At 65.7% G+C, this 20020-nt stretch carries 19 protein-coding genes; 7 read left to right on the top strand and 12 right to left on the bottom strand.

What is annotated here, in order from left to right; genetic code table 11:
- Window positions 1-59: 59 nt before the first annotated feature.
- The gene (locus tag QF118_RS08250; RefSeq protein ID WP_282302148.1) at window positions 60-1589 is read right to left on the bottom strand and encodes an ankyrin repeat domain-containing protein; all 1530 of its coding nucleotides are present in this window, start codon (window positions 1587-1589) and stop codon (window positions 60-62) included.
- A gap of 232 nt (window positions 1590-1821) precedes the next feature.
- On the opposite strand from QF118_RS08250, the gene QF118_RS08245 reads away from it, so the two are divergent.
- The 3 genes from QF118_RS08245 (at window position 1822) to recR (ending at window position 4748) form a co-directional block, all read left to right on the top strand.
- Window positions 1822-3585 (top strand): DNA polymerase III subunit gamma/tau, encoded by a 1764-nt coding sequence (locus QF118_RS08245; RefSeq protein WP_282302147.1) that lies wholly within the window; start codon window positions 1822-1824, stop codon window positions 3583-3585.
- Window positions 3586-3670: 85 nt separating this feature from the next.
- The gene (locus QF118_RS08240) at window positions 3671-4015 is read left to right on the top strand and encodes a YbaB/EbfC family nucleoid-associated protein (RefSeq protein WP_282302146.1); all 345 of its coding nucleotides are present in this window, start codon (window positions 3671-3673) and stop codon (window positions 4013-4015) included.
- A 136-nt stretch (window positions 4016-4151) separates the two neighbouring features.
- Complete coding sequence (recR, locus tag QF118_RS08235; protein WP_282302145.1) at window positions 4152-4748, top strand: recombination mediator RecR; 597 nt, start codon at window positions 4152-4154, stop codon at window positions 4746-4748.
- Window positions 4749-4811: 63 nt separating this feature from the next.
- Here recR and QF118_RS08230 read toward each other — a convergent pair whose 3' ends face one another.
- Window positions 4812-6182 carry an alpha,alpha-trehalose-phosphate synthase (UDP-forming) gene (locus QF118_RS08230; protein WP_282302144.1) on the bottom strand — a complete coding sequence of 457 codons (1371 nt, stop codon included), beginning with the start codon at window positions 6180-6182 and terminating at the stop codon, window positions 4812-4814.
- Between the two features lie 5 nt (window positions 6183-6187).
- Window positions 6188-6937 (bottom strand): trehalose-phosphatase, encoded by a 750-nt coding sequence (gene otsB, locus QF118_RS08225; RefSeq protein ID WP_282302434.1) that lies wholly within the window; start codon window positions 6935-6937, stop codon window positions 6188-6190.
- Between the two features lie 161 nt (window positions 6938-7098).
- Here otsB and QF118_RS08220 point away from each other — a divergent pair, with 161 nt between their 5' ends.
- Window positions 7099-7776 carry a hypothetical protein gene (locus QF118_RS08220; protein ID WP_282302143.1) on the top strand — a complete coding sequence of 226 codons (678 nt, stop codon included), beginning with the start codon at window positions 7099-7101 and terminating at the stop codon, window positions 7774-7776.
- Between the two features lie 89 nt (window positions 7777-7865).
- Here the strand turns inward: QF118_RS08220 and QF118_RS08215 are convergent, their stop codons facing one another.
- Window positions 7866-8636 (bottom strand): DUF1013 domain-containing protein, encoded by a 771-nt coding sequence (locus QF118_RS08215; RefSeq protein ID WP_282302142.1) that lies wholly within the window; start codon window positions 8634-8636, stop codon window positions 7866-7868.
- Between the two features lie 153 nt (window positions 8637-8789).
- On the opposite strand from QF118_RS08215, the gene QF118_RS08210 reads away from it, so the two are divergent.
- Window positions 8790-9419, top strand: coding sequence for a ribonuclease T2 family protein (locus QF118_RS08210; RefSeq protein WP_282302141.1), 630 nt, complete (start codon window positions 8790-8792; stop codon window positions 9417-9419).
- Window positions 9420-9715: 296 nt separating this feature from the next.
- On the opposite strand, the gene QF118_RS08205 is transcribed toward QF118_RS08210, so the two are convergent.
- A complete protein-coding gene (locus QF118_RS08205) occupies window positions 9716-10363 on the bottom strand; it encodes a sulfotransferase family 2 domain-containing protein (protein ID WP_282302140.1) in 648 nt (215 codons plus the stop codon).
- 84 nt (window positions 10364-10447) lie between these two features.
- Here QF118_RS08205 and QF118_RS08200 point away from each other — a divergent pair, with 84 nt between their 5' ends.
- On the top strand, window positions 10448-12073 hold the full coding sequence (locus tag QF118_RS08200) for an AMP-binding protein (protein WP_282302139.1): 1626 nt from the start codon (window positions 10448-10450) through the stop codon (window positions 12071-12073).
- Here QF118_RS08200 and QF118_RS08195 read toward each other — a convergent pair.
- Window positions 12070-12624: a hypothetical protein gene (locus tag QF118_RS08195; protein ID WP_282302138.1), complete on the bottom strand. Its 555-nt coding sequence runs from the start codon at window positions 12622-12624 to the stop codon at window positions 12070-12072. The two genes, QF118_RS08200 and QF118_RS08195, sit on opposite strands and share 4 nt — an antisense overlap.
- Before the next feature lie 152 nt (window positions 12625-12776).
- Between QF118_RS08195 and QF118_RS08190 the strand changes: the two genes are divergently transcribed.
- The gene (locus QF118_RS08190) at window positions 12777-13802 is read left to right on the top strand and encodes a hypothetical protein (protein ID WP_282302137.1); all 1026 of its coding nucleotides are present in this window, start codon (window positions 12777-12779) and stop codon (window positions 13800-13802) included.
- 101 nt (window positions 13803-13903) lie between these two features.
- Here the strand turns inward: QF118_RS08190 and QF118_RS08185 are convergent, their stop codons facing one another.
- The 6 genes from QF118_RS08185 to QF118_RS08160 all read right to left on the bottom strand — a co-directional run bounded on the left by QF118_RS08185 (window position 13904) and on the right by QF118_RS08160 (window position 19866).
- Window positions 13904-15187 carry an SPOR domain-containing protein gene (locus tag QF118_RS08185; RefSeq protein WP_282302136.1) on the bottom strand — a complete coding sequence of 428 codons (1284 nt, stop codon included), beginning with the start codon at window positions 15185-15187 and terminating at the stop codon, window positions 13904-13906.
- Between the two features lie 135 nt (window positions 15188-15322).
- Window positions 15323-15955, bottom strand: a complete 633-nt coding sequence (gene upp / locus QF118_RS08180) for a uracil phosphoribosyltransferase (protein ID WP_282302135.1) — start codon at window positions 15953-15955, stop codon at window positions 15323-15325.
- Window positions 15952-16980: an adenosine deaminase gene (locus tag QF118_RS08175; RefSeq protein WP_282302134.1), complete on the bottom strand. Its 1029-nt coding sequence runs from the start codon at window positions 16978-16980 to the stop codon at window positions 15952-15954. The genes upp and QF118_RS08175 overlap by 4 nt, the downstream gene beginning before the upstream one ends.
- The gene (locus QF118_RS08170; RefSeq protein ID WP_282302133.1) at window positions 16977-18188 is read right to left on the bottom strand and encodes a phosphopentomutase; all 1212 of its coding nucleotides are present in this window, start codon (window positions 18186-18188) and stop codon (window positions 16977-16979) included. The genes QF118_RS08175 and QF118_RS08170 overlap by 4 nt, the downstream gene beginning before the upstream one ends.
- Window positions 18185-19477 carry a thymidine phosphorylase gene (locus QF118_RS08165; RefSeq protein ID WP_282302132.1) on the bottom strand — a complete coding sequence of 431 codons (1293 nt, stop codon included), beginning with the start codon at window positions 19475-19477 and terminating at the stop codon, window positions 18185-18187. The genes QF118_RS08170 and QF118_RS08165 overlap by 4 nt, the downstream gene beginning before the upstream one ends.
- Complete coding sequence (locus QF118_RS08160) at window positions 19474-19866, bottom strand: cytidine deaminase (protein ID WP_282302433.1); 393 nt, start codon at window positions 19864-19866, stop codon at window positions 19474-19476. The genes QF118_RS08165 and QF118_RS08160 overlap by 4 nt, the downstream gene beginning before the upstream one ends.
- Window positions 19867-20020: the final 154 nt, after the last annotated feature.

Here is a 20020-nt window from a genome sequence, read left to right as displayed (position 1 = left end):
GCGATGATACACGACAAATGCCGGGTGCCTAGCCGATTCGCCCGGACGGCGGGCACGGGTCAGACCACCTGCCCCGGCCGCGCCCCGGCCCAATCCTGCAGGAAATCGGTGACGTCCTTGCGGCCCGATGCGCGCAGGGCTGATGATGGCAGCGCAACCCCCGCGTCAAGCGCAAGGCGCAGGCAGCCGACATAGTCCCGGCCCGCGCGGTCGGGGTTGTTGTCGGCTCCGTGCAGGATGGTCGACAAAAGGGTGCCGCCATAGCCGTTCACATGGCTCAGGTCCGGGCGCAGTTTCAGGAAATAGGCCATGACCTCGGGCAGCCCTTCCCAACCGGCGATCTGCACCGGGGTCACACCCTGCGCGTCGGGCTGGTCATAGGGCAGCCCCAGCGCGACCAGCGCGCGGATCTGCGGCAATCGTCCCGGCAGGTGCAGGATCTCGCGGATCAGGTGGCGGTAGGCTTCGGGCAGTTTTGCCGGGTCGATGTATTGGCCCGGGCTGTCCAGCCCTTCGGCGGCGCGGGCCATCAAGGTTTCTTCCGGTGACAGGTCCACCTGCACGCCGCGCGCCTCGATCGCGCGGATCAGGGCGGTGTTGCCGTGCACCTTGGCAAAACCATAGGCACTGGCCCCCTTGTAGCGCACCGCCGGGTCAGCCCCGGCCGCAAGCAATATCTCGATCATCCTGGCGTCGCTGCCGCGCCGTGCCGCCTGATGCAGCGCAGGCATGACATAAGGCGCCTCGCCGCCGACCTCTTTGGCGTTGAAATCATCGGCCCGCGCGCCGTGATCCAGCAGCATTTGCACCGCCACATGATCGTGAAAATCCATCGCCCGCAGCAGCGCGTTTGTGCCGCGCGGATCAGCCCCCGCCGCCAGCAGCATTTTCAGCCCTTCGTGGTGGCCCAGTTCCGTCGCGTGATACAGCGCTTCACCATCGTTGGGGTTGGCGCCGTGATCCAGCAGCCACCCGCCCAGCACCATGTTGTCCGCATGGCCAATCGCGCCATAAAGCGCCGACAGCAGGTGATCGTCGCCGGGCTGAAAGGGATAGCCGTCGTTCACATCGGCACCATGCGCCAGCAGCAGTTCGGCCACTGCCAGCATATCGGGTTCCAGATCAGGCCGCGCCTTGATCCAGCGCGAAAAGGCAAGATGCAGGATGGCGCTGCGCGGCCCGAACCGTTGCACCGCAAGGCCGGGATCGCGCGCCAGCGCCGCCTTGACTGCGGCGCGGTCATACAGCGCGCATTGCAACCCGAACAACCCGTCAGCCAGACCGGGCGTATCCGCCAGCAAGGCCTGAACCGCCGCGTTTTGACCGTGGAACAGCGCGATCTTCAGCCGCTGCTGTTTCACCGCGCGGTCCAGCCCGGTGGTCTCGGCGGCATGCTTCAGCCTGGGCCAGCTTTCAAAGCCATGCTCCAGCGCCACCACATGCAGGAAATCGGCGCGCACCAGCGCCTGCCCGCCCTTGCGCGGCGGGCGCTGTTTCAACCGCTCAAGCGCCCAGGGTTCGCGCGCATCATGGGCATGGTGCAACCGTTTGGCCGCATGGCGCAGGGTATCAAGGGAAAGATCAGACATGATCGGAATCCTCTGTCAAAGGCCCGCGATCCGCTGCATCGGGCAAGAGAAAACCGAAAAAGGCATGTCGGTCGTCAGACAAGACAGGTGCGGGCGCTTTCCGCGGATCGGGTGGCCCCCTGCCGATGGGCCTGACCGCATCCTGCCCGCGCGCAAGGCGGAAATCAAGCAATCCGGTGGACGGGCCTTGCCACAGCGCTTACCTTACCGCGACTCCAGCCGAAGGACGCCGATGACCGACGCCGACACCCAGACCGAATACCAGGTCCTTGCCCGCAAATACCGCCCGGAAACCTTTGCCGATCTGGTCGGGCAGGATGCCATGGTGCGCACCCTGCGCAACGCCTTCAAGGCGGATCGCATCGCGCAGGCCTTTGTGATGACGGGGATTCGCGGCACCGGCAAAACCACCACCGCGCGGATCATCGCCAAGGGCATGAACTGCATCGGCACCGATGGCAAAGGCGGGCCAACCACGGACCCCTGCGGGCAATGCGAACACTGCGTCGCCATCATGGAAGGCCGCCATGTCGACGTGATGGAAATGGACGCCGCATCGCGCACCGGTGTGAACGACATCCGCGAGATCATAGACAGCGTGCATTACCGGGCCGCCTCGGCGCGCTACAAGATCTATATCATCGACGAAGTGCACATGCTGTCGACCAGCGCCTTCAACGCGCTGCTCAAAACGCTCGAAGAACCGCCGGCGCATGTGAAATTCATCTTTGCCACGACGGAAATCCGCAAGGTGCCGGTCACGGTCCTGTCGCGTTGCCAACGCTTTGACCTGCGCCGCATCGAACCCGAGGTGATGATCGCCCTGCTGCGCAAGATCGCGGCAGGCGAAAACGCCGAAATCACCGATGATGCGCTGGCCCTGATCACCCGCGCCGCCGAAGGCTCGGCCCGCGATGCGACCTCGCTTCTGGATCAGGCGATCAGCCACGGCGCGGGCGAAACCACCGCCGATCAGGTGCGCGCCATGCTGGGCCTTGCCGACCGGGGCCGCGTCATGGACCTGTTCGAACGGATCATGCGCGGCGACGCGGCGGGGGCCCTGACCGAACTGTCGGCGCAGTATTCCGACGGCGCCGACCCGCTGGCGGTGCTGCGCGATCTGGCGGAACTGACGCATTGGATTTCCGTGGTCAAGATCACCCCGGACGCCGCCGAGGACCCGACGATTTCCCCGGACGAGCGCCAGCGCGGGCTGGCCTTTGCCGACGGGCTGGGCATGCGCCCGCTGTCGCGCGCCTGGCAGATGCTGCTGAAGGCGATCGAAGAGGTGTCGAACGCGCCCAACGCCATGATGGCCGCCGAAATGGCGCTGATCCGCCTGACCCACCTGGCCGAGCTTCCCTCGCCCGAGGAAATGATCCGCAAGCTGCAAGACACCCCGCCGCCCCCCGGCCCCGGCCCTTCGGGCGGTGGATTGGGCGCGCAGGGCGGCAGCCAGACCCACGCGCAGGGCCTGCCCGCCCCGACCCATTCCGCACCCTCGGGGCCGACGGCCTCTTATGGTGGGGCGGCTTTGGCGGTTGCGACCGACCAGGCGCTGGCGCGCTATCCCACCTGGGATCACGTGATCGAACTGATCCGCGCCAACCGCGACGTCAAACTGCTGGTCGAGGTGGAAACCTTCCTGCGCCTTGCCGCCTATCAACCGGGCCGGATCGAATTCACCCCCACCGATGACGCCCCCGGCGATCTGGCCCAGCGCCTTGGCACCGCCTTGCAGCGCTTTACCGGCAACCGCTGGGGCGTGACGCTGGTCAACGGCTGCAAATCGGAAACCATCGCCGAAAAACGCGATGCGGCGCGTCTGGCCCTGCATGCCAAGGCCGCCGAGCACCCGCTGGTGCAGGCCGCGCTGGCCGCCTTTCCTGCGGCAGCGATCACCGAGGTGCGCACCGCCGAACAGGCCGCCTCCAAGGCGCTCGAAGAAGCCCTGCCCGAGGTCGAGGACGAATGGGATCCGTTTGAAGAGGACTGACCGCCCGCCCACTTGCCCAAGCCTTTGCCGCCTGCGATAAGCGGCGCAAACGGCCCTTTGGCCCCATCGCACAGGAGACAGACCAATGCTCAAAGGACTAGGCCAGCTTGGCGATATGGCCAAGATGATGAAGCAGGCGCAGGCCATGCAGGAAAAGGTCACCAAGCTTCAGGAAGACCTGAACACCATGATGGTCACCGGCGAATCCGGCGCTGGTCTGGTCAAGGCGACCGCCACGGCCAAGGGTGAACTCAAGGGTCTCGATATCGATCCGTCGATCTTTGACCCGAACGAAAAGGAAGTGGTCGAGGACCTGATCCTGGCCGCCATCAAGGACGCGCAGGCCAAGGCGCAGGACCGCGCCCAGCGCGAAATGGGCAAGATCACCGAGGAACTCGGCCTGCCCGCCGACATGAAACTGCCGTTCTGATCACGGCGCGGCAGGGGCGTCGCCGCGCCCTTGCCTTCACCGCTGTCGGGCCTATCCTGCCCCGAACAGCACGCAACCTTTCGGCCGGGGCGACGATCATGGCAAGGCCACTGCACACCACGGGCAAAGGGCGCCCATGACCCGCCGCAACGATCCGATCGAGGCGCTGATCGAGCTGATGGCGCGGCTGCCCGGGCTTGGCCCGCGCTCGGCCCGACGCGCGGTGCTGTACCTGATCCGCAAGCGCGCACAATTGCTGCAACCCCTTGCCGACGCCATGCAAGAGGTCGCGCGCAGCGCCCGCGAATGTCTGAACTGCGGCAATGTCGGCACCACCGAAATCTGTGAAATCTGCGAAGACACGCGCCGCGCCAACGGGCTGCTTTGCGTGGTCGAGGATGTGGCCGACCTGTGGGCGATGGAACGCTCGGGCGTGTTCAAGGGGCGCTATCACGTGCTGGGCGGAACGCTCTCCGCGCTCGAAGGGGTGGGGCCGGACGATCTGCGCATTCCGGGGCTGATCCACCGCCTCGAAACCGAAGAGATCACCGAGGTGATCCTGGCCCTGAACGCCACCATCGACGGGCAGACCACGGCGCATTACATCGCCGATCAGATCGGCGCACGTGTCGCGCTCAGCTCGCTGGCGCAAGGGGTGCCGATCGGCGGCGAATTGGATTACCTCGACGATGGCACCATCTCGGCGGCGCTGAACGCCCGCAAACGGTTCTAGGCGGCGCCCCGCGGGACGGCGGGTGGGGCGTCTTTTGGCGCAGCCAAAACAGCGCCATCGCCGTCACGCTACCTGCGCCATGTCCCGCCCCGTGAGCGCATTCAGGAAACGGTCGGTCCACCAGCCGATGTCCTGCTCGACGACACTGCGCCAAAGCGCGGCGTGGCGAGCCTTGCGTTCGTCCAGCGGCATGGTCAGGGCCTGTGACAGCGCCTGCGCCATCTCGCCCGCATCATAGGGGTTGATGATCAGCGCCGCGCCCATCTGCTCGGCCGCCCCCGCGAAATGCGACAGGATCAGAACGCCCGGATCGTCAGGGTCCTGCGCTGCCACGTATTCCTTGGCGACAAGGTTCATCCCGTCGGCCAGCGGCGTCACCAGCCCCGCCGCCGCCCGCCGGTACAGACCGGCCAGATCGTCGCGCGGCACAGGGCGGCGGATATAGCGGATCGGAGTCCAGTCGATTTCGCCGTATTCGCCGTTGATGTTTCCGGCGGTCAGGTCCAGCGCCTCGCGCATGTCCTGATAGGCCTCGACATCCTCGCGCGAGGGCGGCGCGATTTGCAGCAATGTCGCCTTTGGATCGCTGTCGCGGCGTGTCTTAACATAGGTGCCAAACCCCTCGAACCGCTGGACAAGCCCCTTTGAGTAATCCAGCCGGTCCACCCCCAGAACCAGCTTTTGGTCCGGCGCCATGGAAATCCGCGCGCCTGCCTGCGACGCCTCGGCCACCGCGCGAAACCCCTTGGCGTCGATCCCGATCGGGCAGGCCAACGGCAGGAACCGGCGCCCCTCGGCGGCTATCGTGCCATCGCCGGAAATGCCCGCGCCAAGGCGCTGTTCGAACAGGATGACGCAGCGGTTCACATCCGCCTGCGTCTGCAGGCCAAAGACATCATGCGCCGCGATCCAGCCCGTCAAGGCATCCGCCTCGGGCAGTGCCGGCACGTCCGAAGCCACGGGAAACGGGATATGCAGGAAGAACCCGATGCGGTTCTGCACGCCCAGTTCGCGCAGACAGGCCGCCAGCGGCAAGAAATGATAGTCGTGGATCCACAGCACATCGTCGGGCCGCAAAAAGCCTTTCAGCATGGCCGCCAGGCGGGCATTCACCGCAAGGTAGCCAGCCGCATGGCCCGGCTGAACCTCCATCAGCTCGGCCCGGCGATGGAACAGGGGCCAAAGCACCGAATTAGCATAGCCAAGGTAATAGCTGTCGAATTCTTCCCGGCTCAGGTCAAAGGCATAGCGGTCATAGTCGCCGCTTGCGATCTGGTACAATCCGTCGCGCGGGTTTTCCCGGGCCTCGCCAGAACTGCCGATCCAGGTGCCGCCCTGCGCTGTCAGGCAATCGTGCAGGGCCACGACCAGCCCGCCCGACGGCTCTGCCTCGGTCGGTATCCTGTTCGATACCATGATCAATCTGCCAGTCATTCCGGTCACCTATTCTGCGTCCATGCCCAAAGCGCGGCCCGCAAGGTTTGAGGATCAGCAACCCGCAGCGGTGCCGCGCTGGGTCCTTCCCCAACCTTGCAGGCTGTTCCCCCTGTCTCAACGCACAACCGCATGGCGGGCTCGTCGGTTGCATCGTCGCCGCAAAAAACGGCACTGCGCCCAGCGAATGGCGCTTTGTTCAGCAGATCGCGGGTGGCGCGATCCTTGCCGATGTCGTCCGGGCGCAGTTCCACCGCCATCTTGGCAAAATGCACGTCCAGACCGTCGAAAGGCGCGGCCAGCGCCGTCATCTCGTGGCGGATGCGCGTCTCTTGCTCGGGCGCGCGGCGATAGTGCAGCACCACCCCGGTCGGCTTTTCTTCGCAGTTCAGCGCCGGGTGCGTGTCGGCCAGCCTTCGGGCCCCCGCGATCAGCCGCGCCAGCGTGTCGCTACCCGCCAGCGGGTGCCGCCATAGGCCCTGCCCATCGCGCCGCTCGGCGCCGTGGCCGCCCAGGATGACCCCGTCAAAGCCGGGCACAAACCGTTCGAGCGCCGCAATCGACCGCCCCGACACCAGGGCCAGCGCCCCTTGCGTGGCATCGCCCAGAGCGCGCAGCAGGTCGGGCAAATCCGCAGGCACCGTGATCGCCTCCGGCGTCGGGGCAAGATCCACCAGCGTTCCGTCGAAATCCAAAAGGACCGCCGCGCCGCCCACTGGGGGCAAGGAAGTGACCAGGGCCTTTTCTGAAATCATCACGACCGCTCCGAACATTCATCTTCAGAAAAAGAATGCGCCCGGGTGCCCCCAGGTTCCAGCCCGCGGCCAAAGGTGACAGGAAAAACCTTGCCTTCGCCCCGTCCATGCCTGTTTTCTGCGCACCCTGAGCAACGACATTCCCCAGAGGTCCCTTTCCAATGAAAACTTCCTTTCTGCTTTCGGCGCTGGCCTTGATGGCCCTGACACAACCGGCCCGGGCGGGCTGTGTGAACTACACGGAAACCGGCTCGGCGCCGCTGGCGGAAATCTGCTTCGACGGAGCTTGCGAAAAGACCTATCAGGAATTCATATGCTCGACCGCGTCGCGGGCCTGGACCGCCTATGCCAACGGCTGGCAAGCGCAGGAAGACGTCGCCAATGGCCAAAGCACCACCACGATCAGCCGATCCGGCCAGGCCCTGCCGCCGCAGGATCATGCCCGCGTGACCTGCAACACCCTGCCCGATGGGCTGCCCTGCGATTTCTTTCCGAACGCCCGCCTGACGCAGGCCAGCCTGGCCTGGATGCCCACCACCGGCCCCTTTGACGGGCTTTGCCTGGACAACGTCGAAGCCGGCTGCAACGATCGCTTCATTCCCTTCGGCGGCCACAGCATCGGCATCTGCGAGGCGACCTGCACGCTGGAAAACCCGGTCAACCTGCGCGCGATGGAGGGCACGTTGTACGACGTCACCTGCCAGGGCGACGGGCCTGAGTACGGCAACGAAATCGGTTCAGACCGGGTACTGGTCCTGAAACAATCCGGCTACGAGGACGGGCCAAGGCTTTCGCTGATCGGCACCAATTACACCCGCGCCATCGTCCCCTGCCCCTAGGCCCGCCCAAGGCCCGGAAGCGCAACGAAAAAGCCCCGGACCATCTGGCCGGGGCTTTGCTTTGGTGACGATGGCAGATGCGCAGCCGATCAACGCTTGCGCTCGTCCTCATCATCGTCGTCATCGTCATCGCCGCCGGGCAGGTTGAAGAAGCTGTCCGCATCCGAGAAATCGCTGGCGGTGCGGGTATCCTCTTCTTCGTCGTCGCCGCGCGGATCGGACAGGCTGAAGGTTTCCAGCCCTTCGATCGCCGACGGCAGACGCGGCTCGGACCCCATCTCAAGGCTCTGCTCGGTCGAAACCAGCTTGCGGCGCTCGTCGTCCGTCATCACCGCGTCCTTGTTCTTGGCGGCCTTGGCAACGGCGGCGTCCAGTTCGGACTGGCGGCACAGACCCAGCGCAACCGGGTCGATCGGCTGCATGTTCTGGATGTTCCAGTGCGTGCGCTCGCGGATGGTCTGGATCGTCGGCTTGGTGGTGCCCACCAGCTTGCTGATCTGGCTGTCGGCCAGTTCGGGGTGGAACTTGACCAGCCACAAGATCGCATTCGGGCGGTCCTGACGCTTGGACAGCGGGGTGTAGCGCGGTCCGCGACGCTTTTCTTCGTCATGGGCCGCGGCGTTGAATTTCAGCTTCATCTTGTAAAGCGGGTCTTTTTCCGCCTTGTCGATTTCTTCCTGAACCAGCTGGTTGTTGGCCACCGGGTCGAAACCCTTGACGCCCGTGGCCACGTCGCCATCGGCAATGCCCTGGATTTCCAGCTCGTGGAACCCGGTAAAATCTGCGATCTGCTTGAAGCTGAGCGTGGTGTTGTCCACCAGCCAGACGGCGGTCGCTTTGGGGTGCAGAAGTTTGGCCATGGTGTGCCTCCGTGCAAAAAACCTTGTCCCCCGGCAATATCTTCTGGCGCGCCAAGGCCGGGGCCAGGGCGGTCCCGGCGCTCCGGGACAAGTTGCCGTTGTAGGGAAACCTGGCGGGTATATAGTCATCTTGGCCTAAAGAGGAAAGAGAAAATGCGTGCTTTGGTGATCTGGTTGTTTACTGCCGTTGCGGCGCTGGCCGAAGGAGAGCCGGCCGGCGAGTTCGATTACTATGTTCTGTCACTGTCCTGGTCGCCCACCTGGTGCGCCCTGGAAGGCGACGGGCGCGGCTCGCCGCAATGCGATGCCTCGGCCGATTTCGGCTGGGTGATGCATGGGCTTTGGCCGCAGTACCACCGCGGCTGGCCGTCCTATTGCCGGACCACACAGCGACAGCCCTCGCGCGCGCTGACCGCCTCGATGGCCGATATCATGGGCACACCCGGCCTTGCCTGGTACCAGTGGAAAAAGCACGGCGTCTGTTCCGGACTCGACCCCGAGACCTACTACGATCTGGCGCGCAAGGCTTTCGAAGGCGTTAACCGCCCCGAGGTCTTTCGCAAGCTCGACAAGCCGGTGACGCTGCCCGCCTCGCTGATCGAAGAAGCCTTTCTGAAGGCCAACCCCGGCTGGGAGCCGGACATGCTGACCATCACCTGCAAGGCCGGCCGCATCCAGGAGGCGCGCCTGTGCCTGTCCCGGGATCTAGCCCCTGTTCCCTGCGGGCGCGACACCGTCAAGGATTGCACGATGCAGGACGCCCTGTTCGACCCGATCCGATAGACACGGCAGCGCGCGCCCGGGGAAAACCGCCTAGGGGGCTCTGCCCCCGCGCTGCGCGCTCCCCCGGGATATTTTTGGCACAAAGAAACCGGATGTTAAGGTTAATGTGCCAGGCTTTCAGGCACGGTACAGGCGGGGACGCCGATGGCCGTGCACGAAGAAGCCCTGCGCTTCCGGCCCGCCTTCGAGAGACTCGAGGCGGGCCTTTTCTTGCGCATTGCGTGTTTCTTTGTGCTTCAAATATCCCCGCCGGAGGCTCCGACAGGGTGGCCTGTCGATCCCGTCAATGGCCGGGGCTAAGGCTCGAACCCATAGCCAAAGCGCGCGATGTCCTGCGCGCAGGTATCGGCCACCACATCGACCAGGTCGTCGGTGTAGTAGCTTTGATAGGCGCGCCGGTTGGATTTGTTCGCGTGCGGGATCTCCAGCGGGATACCGAGCCGTTCGGCAAGCGGCGCCAGATCCTGGTCGAGCTTTTCGAGGCGCAGGTAGACGGCGGCCTGCTCGACCCCGTTGGCATCGGTCATGTAGCGGGCATAGGGCCAGGCCTTGAGGGTGGTGCGGGTGTGTTCGTGTCGCACGAAACCCGCGAAATCCAGCGTCTGCGCGAGGGTGACGGCCGTATGATCAAAGCGCTGCGCCTGAAGCCAGTGGTAGTAGCTGACCATGCGGTCCCATGGGTTGCGCACCAGGGTAAAGCAGGTCATCGCGTCGATCTGATCCGGCGTCAGAACGCCGTCGATATCGGCAAGCGTAGCGTGTTTCCACAGCCGCCCGCGCGCGGTCAGCTTTTTCACCCGGCCGCGGCGTTTTTGCGCCTTGGGCGTGTCGCCGATCAGGATGTCGTCACGGTGCGCACGGTCTTCCAGCGCAAGCGCCATCGAGGTCCCCCCGGTCTTGGGGATATGCACGAAGATATAGGAACGGCCGGGCGAAATGATCATGCGCGCACCCTAACGCAAAACGCTCTTTTCACCAGCCCCGCCAATCGCCATTATCCGCATCGGATCGAGCAAGGGGAGAAGGTCATGGGCTGGATGCAGGACGAAACCGGGTTGGGCAAGAACGCGGCCAATTATGTGCCTTTGACACCCTTGTCATTCCTGCGGCGCGCGGCCGGGATCTGGCCCGATCACATGGCCGTCGTCTACGGGCCCCACCGCAAGACCTATGCGCAATACATCGAGCGTGTCACGCGGCTGGCCTCGGCGCTGGCCCGGCTGGGGGTGCAGCCCGGCGACGTCGTCGCCACGATCCTGCCGAACATCCCCGCCCAGGCCGAGGCGCATTTTGGCGTGCCCGCCTGCGGCGCGGTGCTGAACGCCATCAACACCCGGCTCGATCCCGATACGGTGGCCTATATCCTTGATCACGGCGGGGCCAAGGTCGTGCTGTGTGATCCGCAGTTCCTGCCCATGCTGGCCGAGGCGCTTGACCGGATGGAAGGCCCCGCGCCGCAGATCATCGAGGTGGCCGACGATCATGCCGGGGTCCATGCCCATGGCCATTACACCGGGTATGAGGCGCTGCTGGAAACCGGTGATCCGCAGTTCGACTGGATCATGCCGCAGGACGAATGGGAGAGCATCGCGCTCAACTATACCTCGGGCACCACGGGGCGGCCCAAGGGCGTGGTTTACCACCACCGCGGTGCCTATCTGAACGCCATGGGGCAGATCGTGTCCTGGCGCATGGTGCTGCACCCCAAGTACCTGACCATCGTGCCGCTGTTTCATTGCAACGGTTGGTGCCACACTTGGATGATGCCCGCGCTGGGGGGCACCGTGGTGTGCTGCCGCGACATCACGGCCAAGGCGATCTTTGACGCCATCGCCGACGAGGGCGCGACCCATTTCGGCGGCGCGCCCATCGTGCTGAACGCCCTTGTCAACGCGCCTGCGGACCAGCGCCGCGACTTTGACCATATCGTCGAGGTCTTTACCGCCGGTGCGCCCCCTGCCCCGGCGACCCTGGCCAAGATCGAGCCGATGGGCTTCAACGTCACGCAGGTCTACGGTCTGACCGAGGTTTACGGCCCCGCCACCGAATGCACCTGGAAAGCCGAGTGGGAGCCGCTGCAAGGCGCCGAACGCGCCGCGATCAAGGCCCGCCAGGGCGTGGCCATGCCCTTTATGGAAGAGGTCCGCGTGACCGACGAGGCGATGGAGGACATCCCCCGCGACGGCGCCGCCAAGGGTGAAATCATGTTCCGCGGCAATGGCGTGATGAAAGGTTATTACAAGAACCCCAAGGCCACGGACGAGGCCTTTGCCGGCGGCTATTTCCATTCCGGCGACATCGCGGTGATGCATCCCGACAGCTATGTGCAGATCGCCGACCGCGCCAAGGACATCATCATCTCGGGCGGCGAGAACATCAGTTCGGTCGAAGTCGAGGGCTGCCTGATGGGGCATGACGCGGTGCTGCTGTGCGCCGTGGTCGCCAAGCCGGATGAAAAATGGGGCGAGGTGCCCTGCGCCTTTGTCGAGCTCAAGGACAACCACGACGCCACCGAGGCCGACCTGATTGCCTATGCGCGGGAACGGCTGGCCGGGTTCAAGACACCGAAAAAGGTGGTCTTCATGGAGCTTCCCAAGACCTCGACCGGCAAGATCCAGAAATTCGAGCTGCGCGCGCTGGCCAGGGGGCTTTAGTCCGCCGCGCCTTCCCCGCCTGCGCCTGCTGCGTCGTCTTTCCTGACCGGCACCACAAGCCCGCTGAACAACGTGAAGGTGCCCAGCAGCAGCCCCGACACCGAAGGAACCTGCGGGATGCCCAGCACCGGCAGCGCCTCGGCGCCGATGGCATAGGCCCAGACCAGGAAGGCCAGGCAGCTGACCACCGCGTGCAACTTCCACGTGCCCGTATCGGCGCGCTCGGCGGCCGTCTTGACATAGATGACCACCCCGACCAACGACACCAGAACCGTGGCGACGGCCACGAAATCATCAGGGCTGGCGGACCCGGACCACAGAAGCTGGGGGGCCTCGCCGTTGTCGATCATGGCGTTGCAAAAGATGAAAAAGGCAATGACTTCGAGCGGGATATAGTTGCGCACGCGGTCGATGTAGGTCTGCGTCGAATTGGCGTCGCGCGCGGCCTTGTGCACATCTTGAAGGTTGCGGTTGATCGGCGCGGCGGTCAGGCGCATCAAGGGCCCGCTTGTTTGCCGCTCCGGCGTGATCGCGCGTGTCGCATTAGCCATCCAAGCGTTCCTTTCAGCCTTTGGTTGATCCGTGGGCCCCAGCATGGAACCAAGACAGCCGCTTTGGCAAGGTTTTCAGGCCCGCCGCCAGATTGCCCGGCTGGCAGTCCCGTGTTATCGTCGCCTCAAACAAGGCAGAGCAGCCCCGGCACATGACAGCATTGAAGGAATTCGACCGGCTTGAGGCAACGGGCCTGTGGCGCGCCACACCCGAGGATCAGCGGCGCGAGGTGATCGTGTCGCTGGGCGATGCCACGCTGACGATCACTTCGATCAAGGGCGAGGTGCTGGCCCATTGGTCGCTGGCGGCGGTGAACCGGTCGAACGGCAGCGCCATTCCGGCGATCTACCATCCCGATGGCGATCCCGGCGAAACCCTGGAACTGCCCGAAGGCGAAGAGGTCATGATCAAGGGCGTCGACCGCCTGCTCAAGGCCATCGAAAAACGCCGCCCGCGCCCCGGCAAGCTGCGGCTGATCCTTGGGCTGGGCTTTGGCGCGGTGATCGCGGCGGGGGCGGTCTTTTGGTTGCCTGGGGCCTTGGAGCGTTATGCCGTCAACGTCGTCCCCATGGTCAAACGCGCCGAGATCGGCGAGGCCCTGTTGACCCACATGACCCGCGTCACCGGCCAGCCCTGCCGCGCGCCCGAGGCGCTGCGCTCGCTCGACCGGCTGGCGCTGCGCATTCTTGGCCCCGGCCACGAGGGCGACCTGATCGTGGTGCCCCAGGGCGTCGCCGAAAGCGCCCATTTGCCCGGCGGGATCGTCATGCTGAATCGCTCGGTTGTCGAGGATTTCGAAGACCCCGACGTGGCGGCCGGCTATGTGCTGGCCGAAAAGGCCCGCGCCCGGGCGCGCGACCCCTTGGGCGAATTGCTCGATTATGCCGGGCTGATGGCCAGTCTCAAGCTGATCACCACCGGGCTGCTGCCCGAGGACACCCTGTCGGCCTATGCCGAGACGCTGTTGAAGCGCAAGGACAGCGACCCCAGCTTTGACACCCTGCTGGCTGCCTTTGCTAAGGCCGAGGTGCGCAGCACCCCCTATGCCTATGCCCGCGACATCACCGGCGAAAGCACCCTGCCCCTGATCGAGGCCGACCCGCGCGCCGGACAGGGCAGCCGAGAGGTGCTGAGCGACGCCGACTGGGTGCGTCTGCAGGGGATCTGCGGCGGCTGACCCCCCGCCCCTGACAGCCTGCCCTGGCACCCGGCACGAAAAAGCCCGCCACTGCGGGCGGGCTTTCGTCATGTCCCTGATCCCTGAAAGGGACCGGATCGTCAGTGCAGATAGGCGCGCGGATAGCCCGCCGATTTGGTCGCGGCCAACGCCTTGTTCAGCGCGCCCGCGCTGGCATAGGGGCCAACCATCACGCGGCGCATCGTCTGCCCACCCTTGGTATAGCTGCCAAAGCGCACCGGCAGGCCGGCGGCGGTCAGCCGCGCGGCGGCGGCCTGTGCCTTGGCCTCGGTGGTAAAGACACCGATTTCCACAAAGCGGGCGCCCGATGCGGCAGGCTTGGGCGCCGACCGGCTGGACACGACCGGCACGCGGCCCTTGGTCGACACCGTTGCCGTGCGATACTGCCCCGAGGCGTTGTAGGCGATCACCGGGTCCTTGACGCTGTGGCGGCGCGCCTGCGACACCAGGATGCGCGGCACGGTGTTGGTCCAGACTTGCTGGGTCGCGCGATAACCCGCCACGGTCTGATGGGCGCGGTACGGGTTCAGGCGGTCATCCTCCCAGGCGGGGCGATAGCCTTCGGGCAGGGCCGCGACCCGGTTTTCGGCCTGCTGCTCATAGACATGGCGCGGCACGATGCGGGTTTCCGGCGCAAGCGAACTGCCCTGCCATCCCTTGTTGTAATAGACGTTCTTGCCCGGTCCGGGCGCTTCGCCGCGGCGGATCACGGTCACATGCGGCGCGGTTTGCGGGCCGCAGCGCACAACCAGCGTCTGGCCGTTGTACTGGCGGGTGCGGGTGCCGTTCACGCAGGCGCTGTTGCCATTGTCAAAACGGGGGGCCGGCACGGCGCGCACCGTCGCGCGGGGGGCGGGCGCAGGGGCCGTCACGGTCGGCGCCGGCACACGGCGCACCATGCGCGGCGGCTGGGCGGCAACCGGTTTCGACGCCGGAACGCGGCGGACCTGAGGCGCGGGCTGGCGCGCGGCGGTCTGTGCGGCGGGGGCCGACAGCGCATCGGGCGACCCTTGCAGGACACGGATGCTGCCGGTCGGCTTGGCGGCGGTCACGCCCGGTCTGGGGGCGGCGGCCGTGGCCACCGGGGCCGGATCGGGGGCACCGATCACCACCGGCCGGGCCGAGGGCGCCGGTTCAGGCGCGCGCGCCATGGTGCCGCCAAAGGTCGGCGTCTGACCGCAGATGTGCTGGCGCTGGCGCGTGACGCGCGGCACCCAGGTCACATTGCCGTCAAAGCCCGCCCGGACAAAGACGCAGCCCTTGTTGTCGACGAACTGACGCCCGGTATAGGACGCCGGCGGAAAGTTGGCCGGAACGACCGCGATATTGCTTTGCGCCTGCGCCGGCGCGGAAACAATCCCCATGCCAGCCGCGAAAAGTGCAAGAATCGTGAACGATTTCAAAGTCATGTCTGCCCCCACAGATGAAGCCTTTACCATGCCCGATCCACAGGGGCCTGTAAAGGCGCGAAACTTGCGCCACATCCTGGCACAAGGGTGTTAACGCGTGCCGAACATCCGATCGCCCGCATCGCCAAGCCCCGGAACGATATAGCCTTTTTCGTTCAGCCTTTCGTCCAGCGCGGCGGTGACGATGGGCACGTCGGGATGCGCCTCTTTCATCCGGGCCACGCCTTCGGGGGCCGCCAGAAGGCACAGGAACCGAATCTCGCCGGCGCCGGCCTGCTTTACCAGGTCGATCGCCGCGGCCGAGCTGTTGCCCGTGGCCAGCATCGGATCGACCACGATGGTCAGCCGTTCCCCCAGCTCCTTGGGCAGCTTGTTGTAGTATTCGACCGGTTGCAGCGTTTCCTCGTCGCGGTACAGCCCGACAAAGCCGACGCGGGCCGAGGGCACCAGTTCAAGGATCCCGTCCAGCAGGCCGTTGCCCGCGCGCAGGATCGACACCAGCGCCAGTTTCTTGCCCGCGATCACCGGGGCATCCATCTTGCACAGCGGCGTGTCGATGGTTTCGGTGGTCATGTCCATGTTGCGCGTGACCTCATAGGCCAGCAGCAGGCTGATTTCACGCAGCAGGCGGCGGAACTTGCCGGTTGAACAATCCACCTTGCGCATCTGCGTCAGCTTGTGTTGCACCAGCGGGTGATCGACGATGGTCAGGTGATCGGTCATGGCCTCTCCAGTCTTTTCAGAATCGCGTCGCGGGTGGCGTCATCGCAAAAGGCAGCCTGCATCGCGGTGCGGTTGATATCGGTGAACACCTCTTCGTCCCATCGAAAGGTCTTGGCAAGGTTTTCATATTCATCGGGCATGGTCGTGTGGAAGAACGGCGGATCATCCGTCGACACCGTCACCCTGACGCCCCGGTCGCGCAGCGCGTCGATCGGGTGTTTATCCAGACTGGGAAAAACCCCCAGAAAGACGTTGGAGCCGGGACAGACCTCAAGCGTGATCTCGCGTTCGGCCAGCATGTCGACCACCGCCAGATCGCCGATGGCGCGCACGCCGTGACCGATGCGGGCAACGCCCAGATCCTCGACCGCCTCGCGCACCTCTTGCGGGCCGCGCCATTCGCCCGCGTGGCTGGTCAGGTGCAACCCCGCCTCGCGCGCCATGTCGAAACTATAGGCAAAGTCGCGCTGCTTGCCCTTGTTCTCGTCCCCCGCCATGCCAAAGCCGACCAGCCAGTCGTCCTTGGTCTCGGCGGCGCAGCGCGCGGCGGTCTTGGCCTGTTCGGGGCCAAAGTGGCGGATGCAGGTGATGATGCCGCGCAGGGTGATGCCGTGGGTCTTTTCGGCGGCCTCGGCGGTCTCGCGGATGGCATGCAGGTATTCGCGCCAGGCCGCCACATCCCCGCCGCCACAAAAATCGGGACTCAGGAAGGTTTCGGCATAGATCACGCCCTGTTCAGCGCTTTCCTCCAGCACGGCGGCACACAGCCGCGCGTAATCCTCGGGGGTTTTCAGAACGCTGGTCGCGGCCTCGTAGACCGACAGGAAATGCACGAAATCGCGGTAGGCATAGCTGCCGTCGGGATTGAAGATCCGGCTGATGTCGACGTGTTTTTCCTTGGCCAGCCCGCGGATGAAGTCGGGCGGGGCGGCGCCTTCGAAATGCAGGTGCAATTCGGTTTTCGGCAGGGCGCGAATGGCATGCAGCCGTTCTTCGCCCAGCGGCTCGCGGTCTTTGAAGGTCATAGAAAGCTCTTTCCCGGCCCTTGCGAGGGCACGCCCAGATGCGCCGCGATGCTGGCGCCCACATCGACAAATCCGACCTGTCCGACACTGCCTGCACCCAGCCCCGCGATCACCACCGGCACCCGTTCGCGGGTGTGGTCCGAGCCGTGCCAACTGGGATCGTTGCCGTGATCGGCGGTCAGCAGCAGCATGTCGCCCGGCCGCAGCCGTGCCAGCAGCTTGCCCAGTTCGGCGTCGAACCATTCCAGGTGCCGCGCATAGCCCGCGATATCGCGGCGATGGCCATACAGACTGTCGAATTCGACAAAATTGGCAAACGTCAGGCTGCCATCCTCGGCCTCGTCCACCAGATCCGACAGATGGCGCATCAAGACCTCGTCCGGGCCTTTGCGCACCTCGTCGATGCCGGTCATGGAAAAGATGTCGCCGATCTTGCCCACCGCATAGACACGGCGACCCGCGTCCTGCACCCAGTTGGTCAGCACCGGGGCGGGCAAGGCCATGGCATAGTCGTGCCGGTTCGGCGTGCGGATGAAATTCCCCGGCCCGCCGACAAAAGGCCGGGCGATGACCCGGCCCAGCCGCAGCTTGTGCAGATGCGGGGCCAGCGTTTCGCACAGCTGCAACAGGCGATTCAGCCCAAAGGTTTCTTCGTGCGCGGCGATCTGAAAGACGCTGTCGACCGAGGTATAACAGATCGGGTAGCCGGTTTTCAGATGCTCTTCGCCGTAAACGTCGATCATCGCGGTGCCCGAGCCATGGCAATTGCCAAGGATGCCGTCGACCCCGGCGATCTCGCAAACCAGATCGGTGATCTCTTGCGGAAAGGCGGGGGTGGTTTTCGGGAAATAGTGCCAATCCCACGGCACCGGCAGCCCGGCCAGTTCCCAATGCCCCGAGGGCGTGTCCTTGCCCTTGGACACCTCGGTCGCGGCACCCCACCGACCGGTGGGGGACGCGGGGCACAGCCCCGCTTTGGGCGTGCCGCAGCCCAGCTCCAGCGCATGAAACAGACCCAGGGCCCCCATGTGGGGCAGATGCAGCGGGCCTTGCCGGCCGTCGTCGGAGCGGCCCTGCGCGCAGGCGTCGGCGATATGGCCAAGGGTACAGGCCCCGGTGTCGGGCAACCCGTCGTTGAAATACTGGTCGGCGTCCGGCGCGCCGCCGATGCCGACCGAATCCAGCACCACCAGAAAGGCGCGGCTCATGCGATCCGCTCCCGCACCAGATCAACGGGCTTTGGCGCCTTGCCAAAGCGGATGGCGGCGCGGATCACGCGCTCGGCCTCGTCGGCCTCTTCGACGCGGGCGGCATGGATGCGGCACAGCGGCTGGCCCTTGTCGACCTTTTCGCCCAGGCGCACCACCTCGGACAGGCCGACCATCGGGTTGATCTGGTCGCTTTCGACCTGCCGCCCGCCGCCCAGCGCCACCACCGCCAGCCCCAGCGCCTCGCCGTCGATGGCGGCCACCGTCCCGGCGCTTTCGGCGTCGACCGCGCGGATCACCGGGGCCTCGGGCATGTAGCGCCGCCAATCCTCGACAAAGCCGATGGGGCCGCCAAGGCCGTACACCATCTTGCCAAAGGCTTCGGCGGCGCGGCCCGATTCCAGCGCCTCGGTGATCTTTTTCGTGCCGTCCTGGATGCCGACATTGGCCAGCACCTCGGCCCCCAGCGCCACCGACAGCGTATACAGCGGGCCCTTGTCGCGCCCGGTCAGCGCGCACATGGCGGCGTCGACCTCCAGCGCGTTGCCCAGCGACGGCGCCAAGGGTTCGTCCATCCCGGTGATCAGCACCGTAGTCTTGCAGCCCGCACCATTGGCGGTATCGACCATGGCGCGGCTCAGCGCGCGGGCCTCGTCCGCGTGTTTCATGAAGGCCCCGGTGCCGACCTTGACGTCCAGCACCAGCGCCTGCAGCCCCGCCGCCAGCTTTTTCGACAGGATCGAGGCGCAGATCAGGTCCAGGCTTTCGACCGTTCCGGTGACATCGCGTACCGCATACAGCCGCTTGTCCGCCGGGGCGATGGCCGCGCTGGCACCGACAATGGCGCAGCCCGCCTCCTTGACGACGCGGCGAAACCGCGCCTCGTCCGCGGCGGTGGCATAGCCCGGGATGGCGTCCAGCTTGTCCAGCGTTCCGCCCGTGTGCCCCAGACCGCGCCCCGAGATCATCGGCACATAGACCCCGCAGGCGGCCAGCGCCGGGGCCAGCACCAGCGACGTGCAATCGCCCACCCCGCCGGTCGAATGCTTGTCGGCCACCGGCCCGTCGAGATCCCATTGCATCACATGGCCGGAATCGCGCATCGCCAGCGTCAGCGCCACGCGTCCCTCTTCGGACAGGCCGCGCAGGCAGACCCCCATCGCAAAGGCTCCGGCCTGCGCATCGCTGACCGAGCCATCGGCCAGCCCCTTGGCGAACCAGCGCAATTCATCAGGCGAAAGCGCTTCGCCCTTGCGAAGATGGGCGTTGATTCTGCGCGCGTCGGTCATGTCCGCTCCATGTGATCTTTGCCAAAGGCGCCGGGCAGCAGCGCGGCAACCGTCGTGGCCTGTTCCAGCCCGTCCACCGTGGCCAGCGTCACCGGCACCGCGCCCTTTGAAAACTCCGCCAGTTTCTGACGGCACCCGCCACAGGGCGGCACCGGCGCCGGGCTGTCGGCGATCACATAGGCTTCGACGATCTCGGTTTCGCCCGCCGCGATCATGGCGGCAATCGCCCCCGCTTCGGCGCAGGTGCCTTCGGGATAGGCGATGTTTTCGACATTGCACCCCACGTATACCGCCCCCGACGCCGTGCGCAGGGCGGCGCCCACCTTGAACCGCGAATAGGGGGCATAGGCGTTTTCGCGCACCGCGCGGGCCGCATCGGACAAGGACATGGACAGACTCCCTTCAGGCATGCCCCATGTTGCGAAGCGCCCGCCCCGAATGCAAGGGGCAGCGCGACGGCACCAAGGGGGAATTGCCGCGCAGATTGCGCTATGGGATTTTCAAGCCCCGTGCAAAGCTGCTATGGCGCGCGTGTCGCACAAG

Origin of the sequence: Tropicibacter oceani, from assembly GCF_029958925.1 — a bacterium.
Taxonomy (GTDB): domain Bacteria; phylum Pseudomonadota; class Alphaproteobacteria; order Rhodobacterales; family Rhodobacteraceae; genus Pacificoceanicola; species Pacificoceanicola oceani.
The sequence above is the reverse complement of the archived record's forward strand: the minus strand, read 5'-3'. Positions and strand labels throughout refer to the sequence as shown.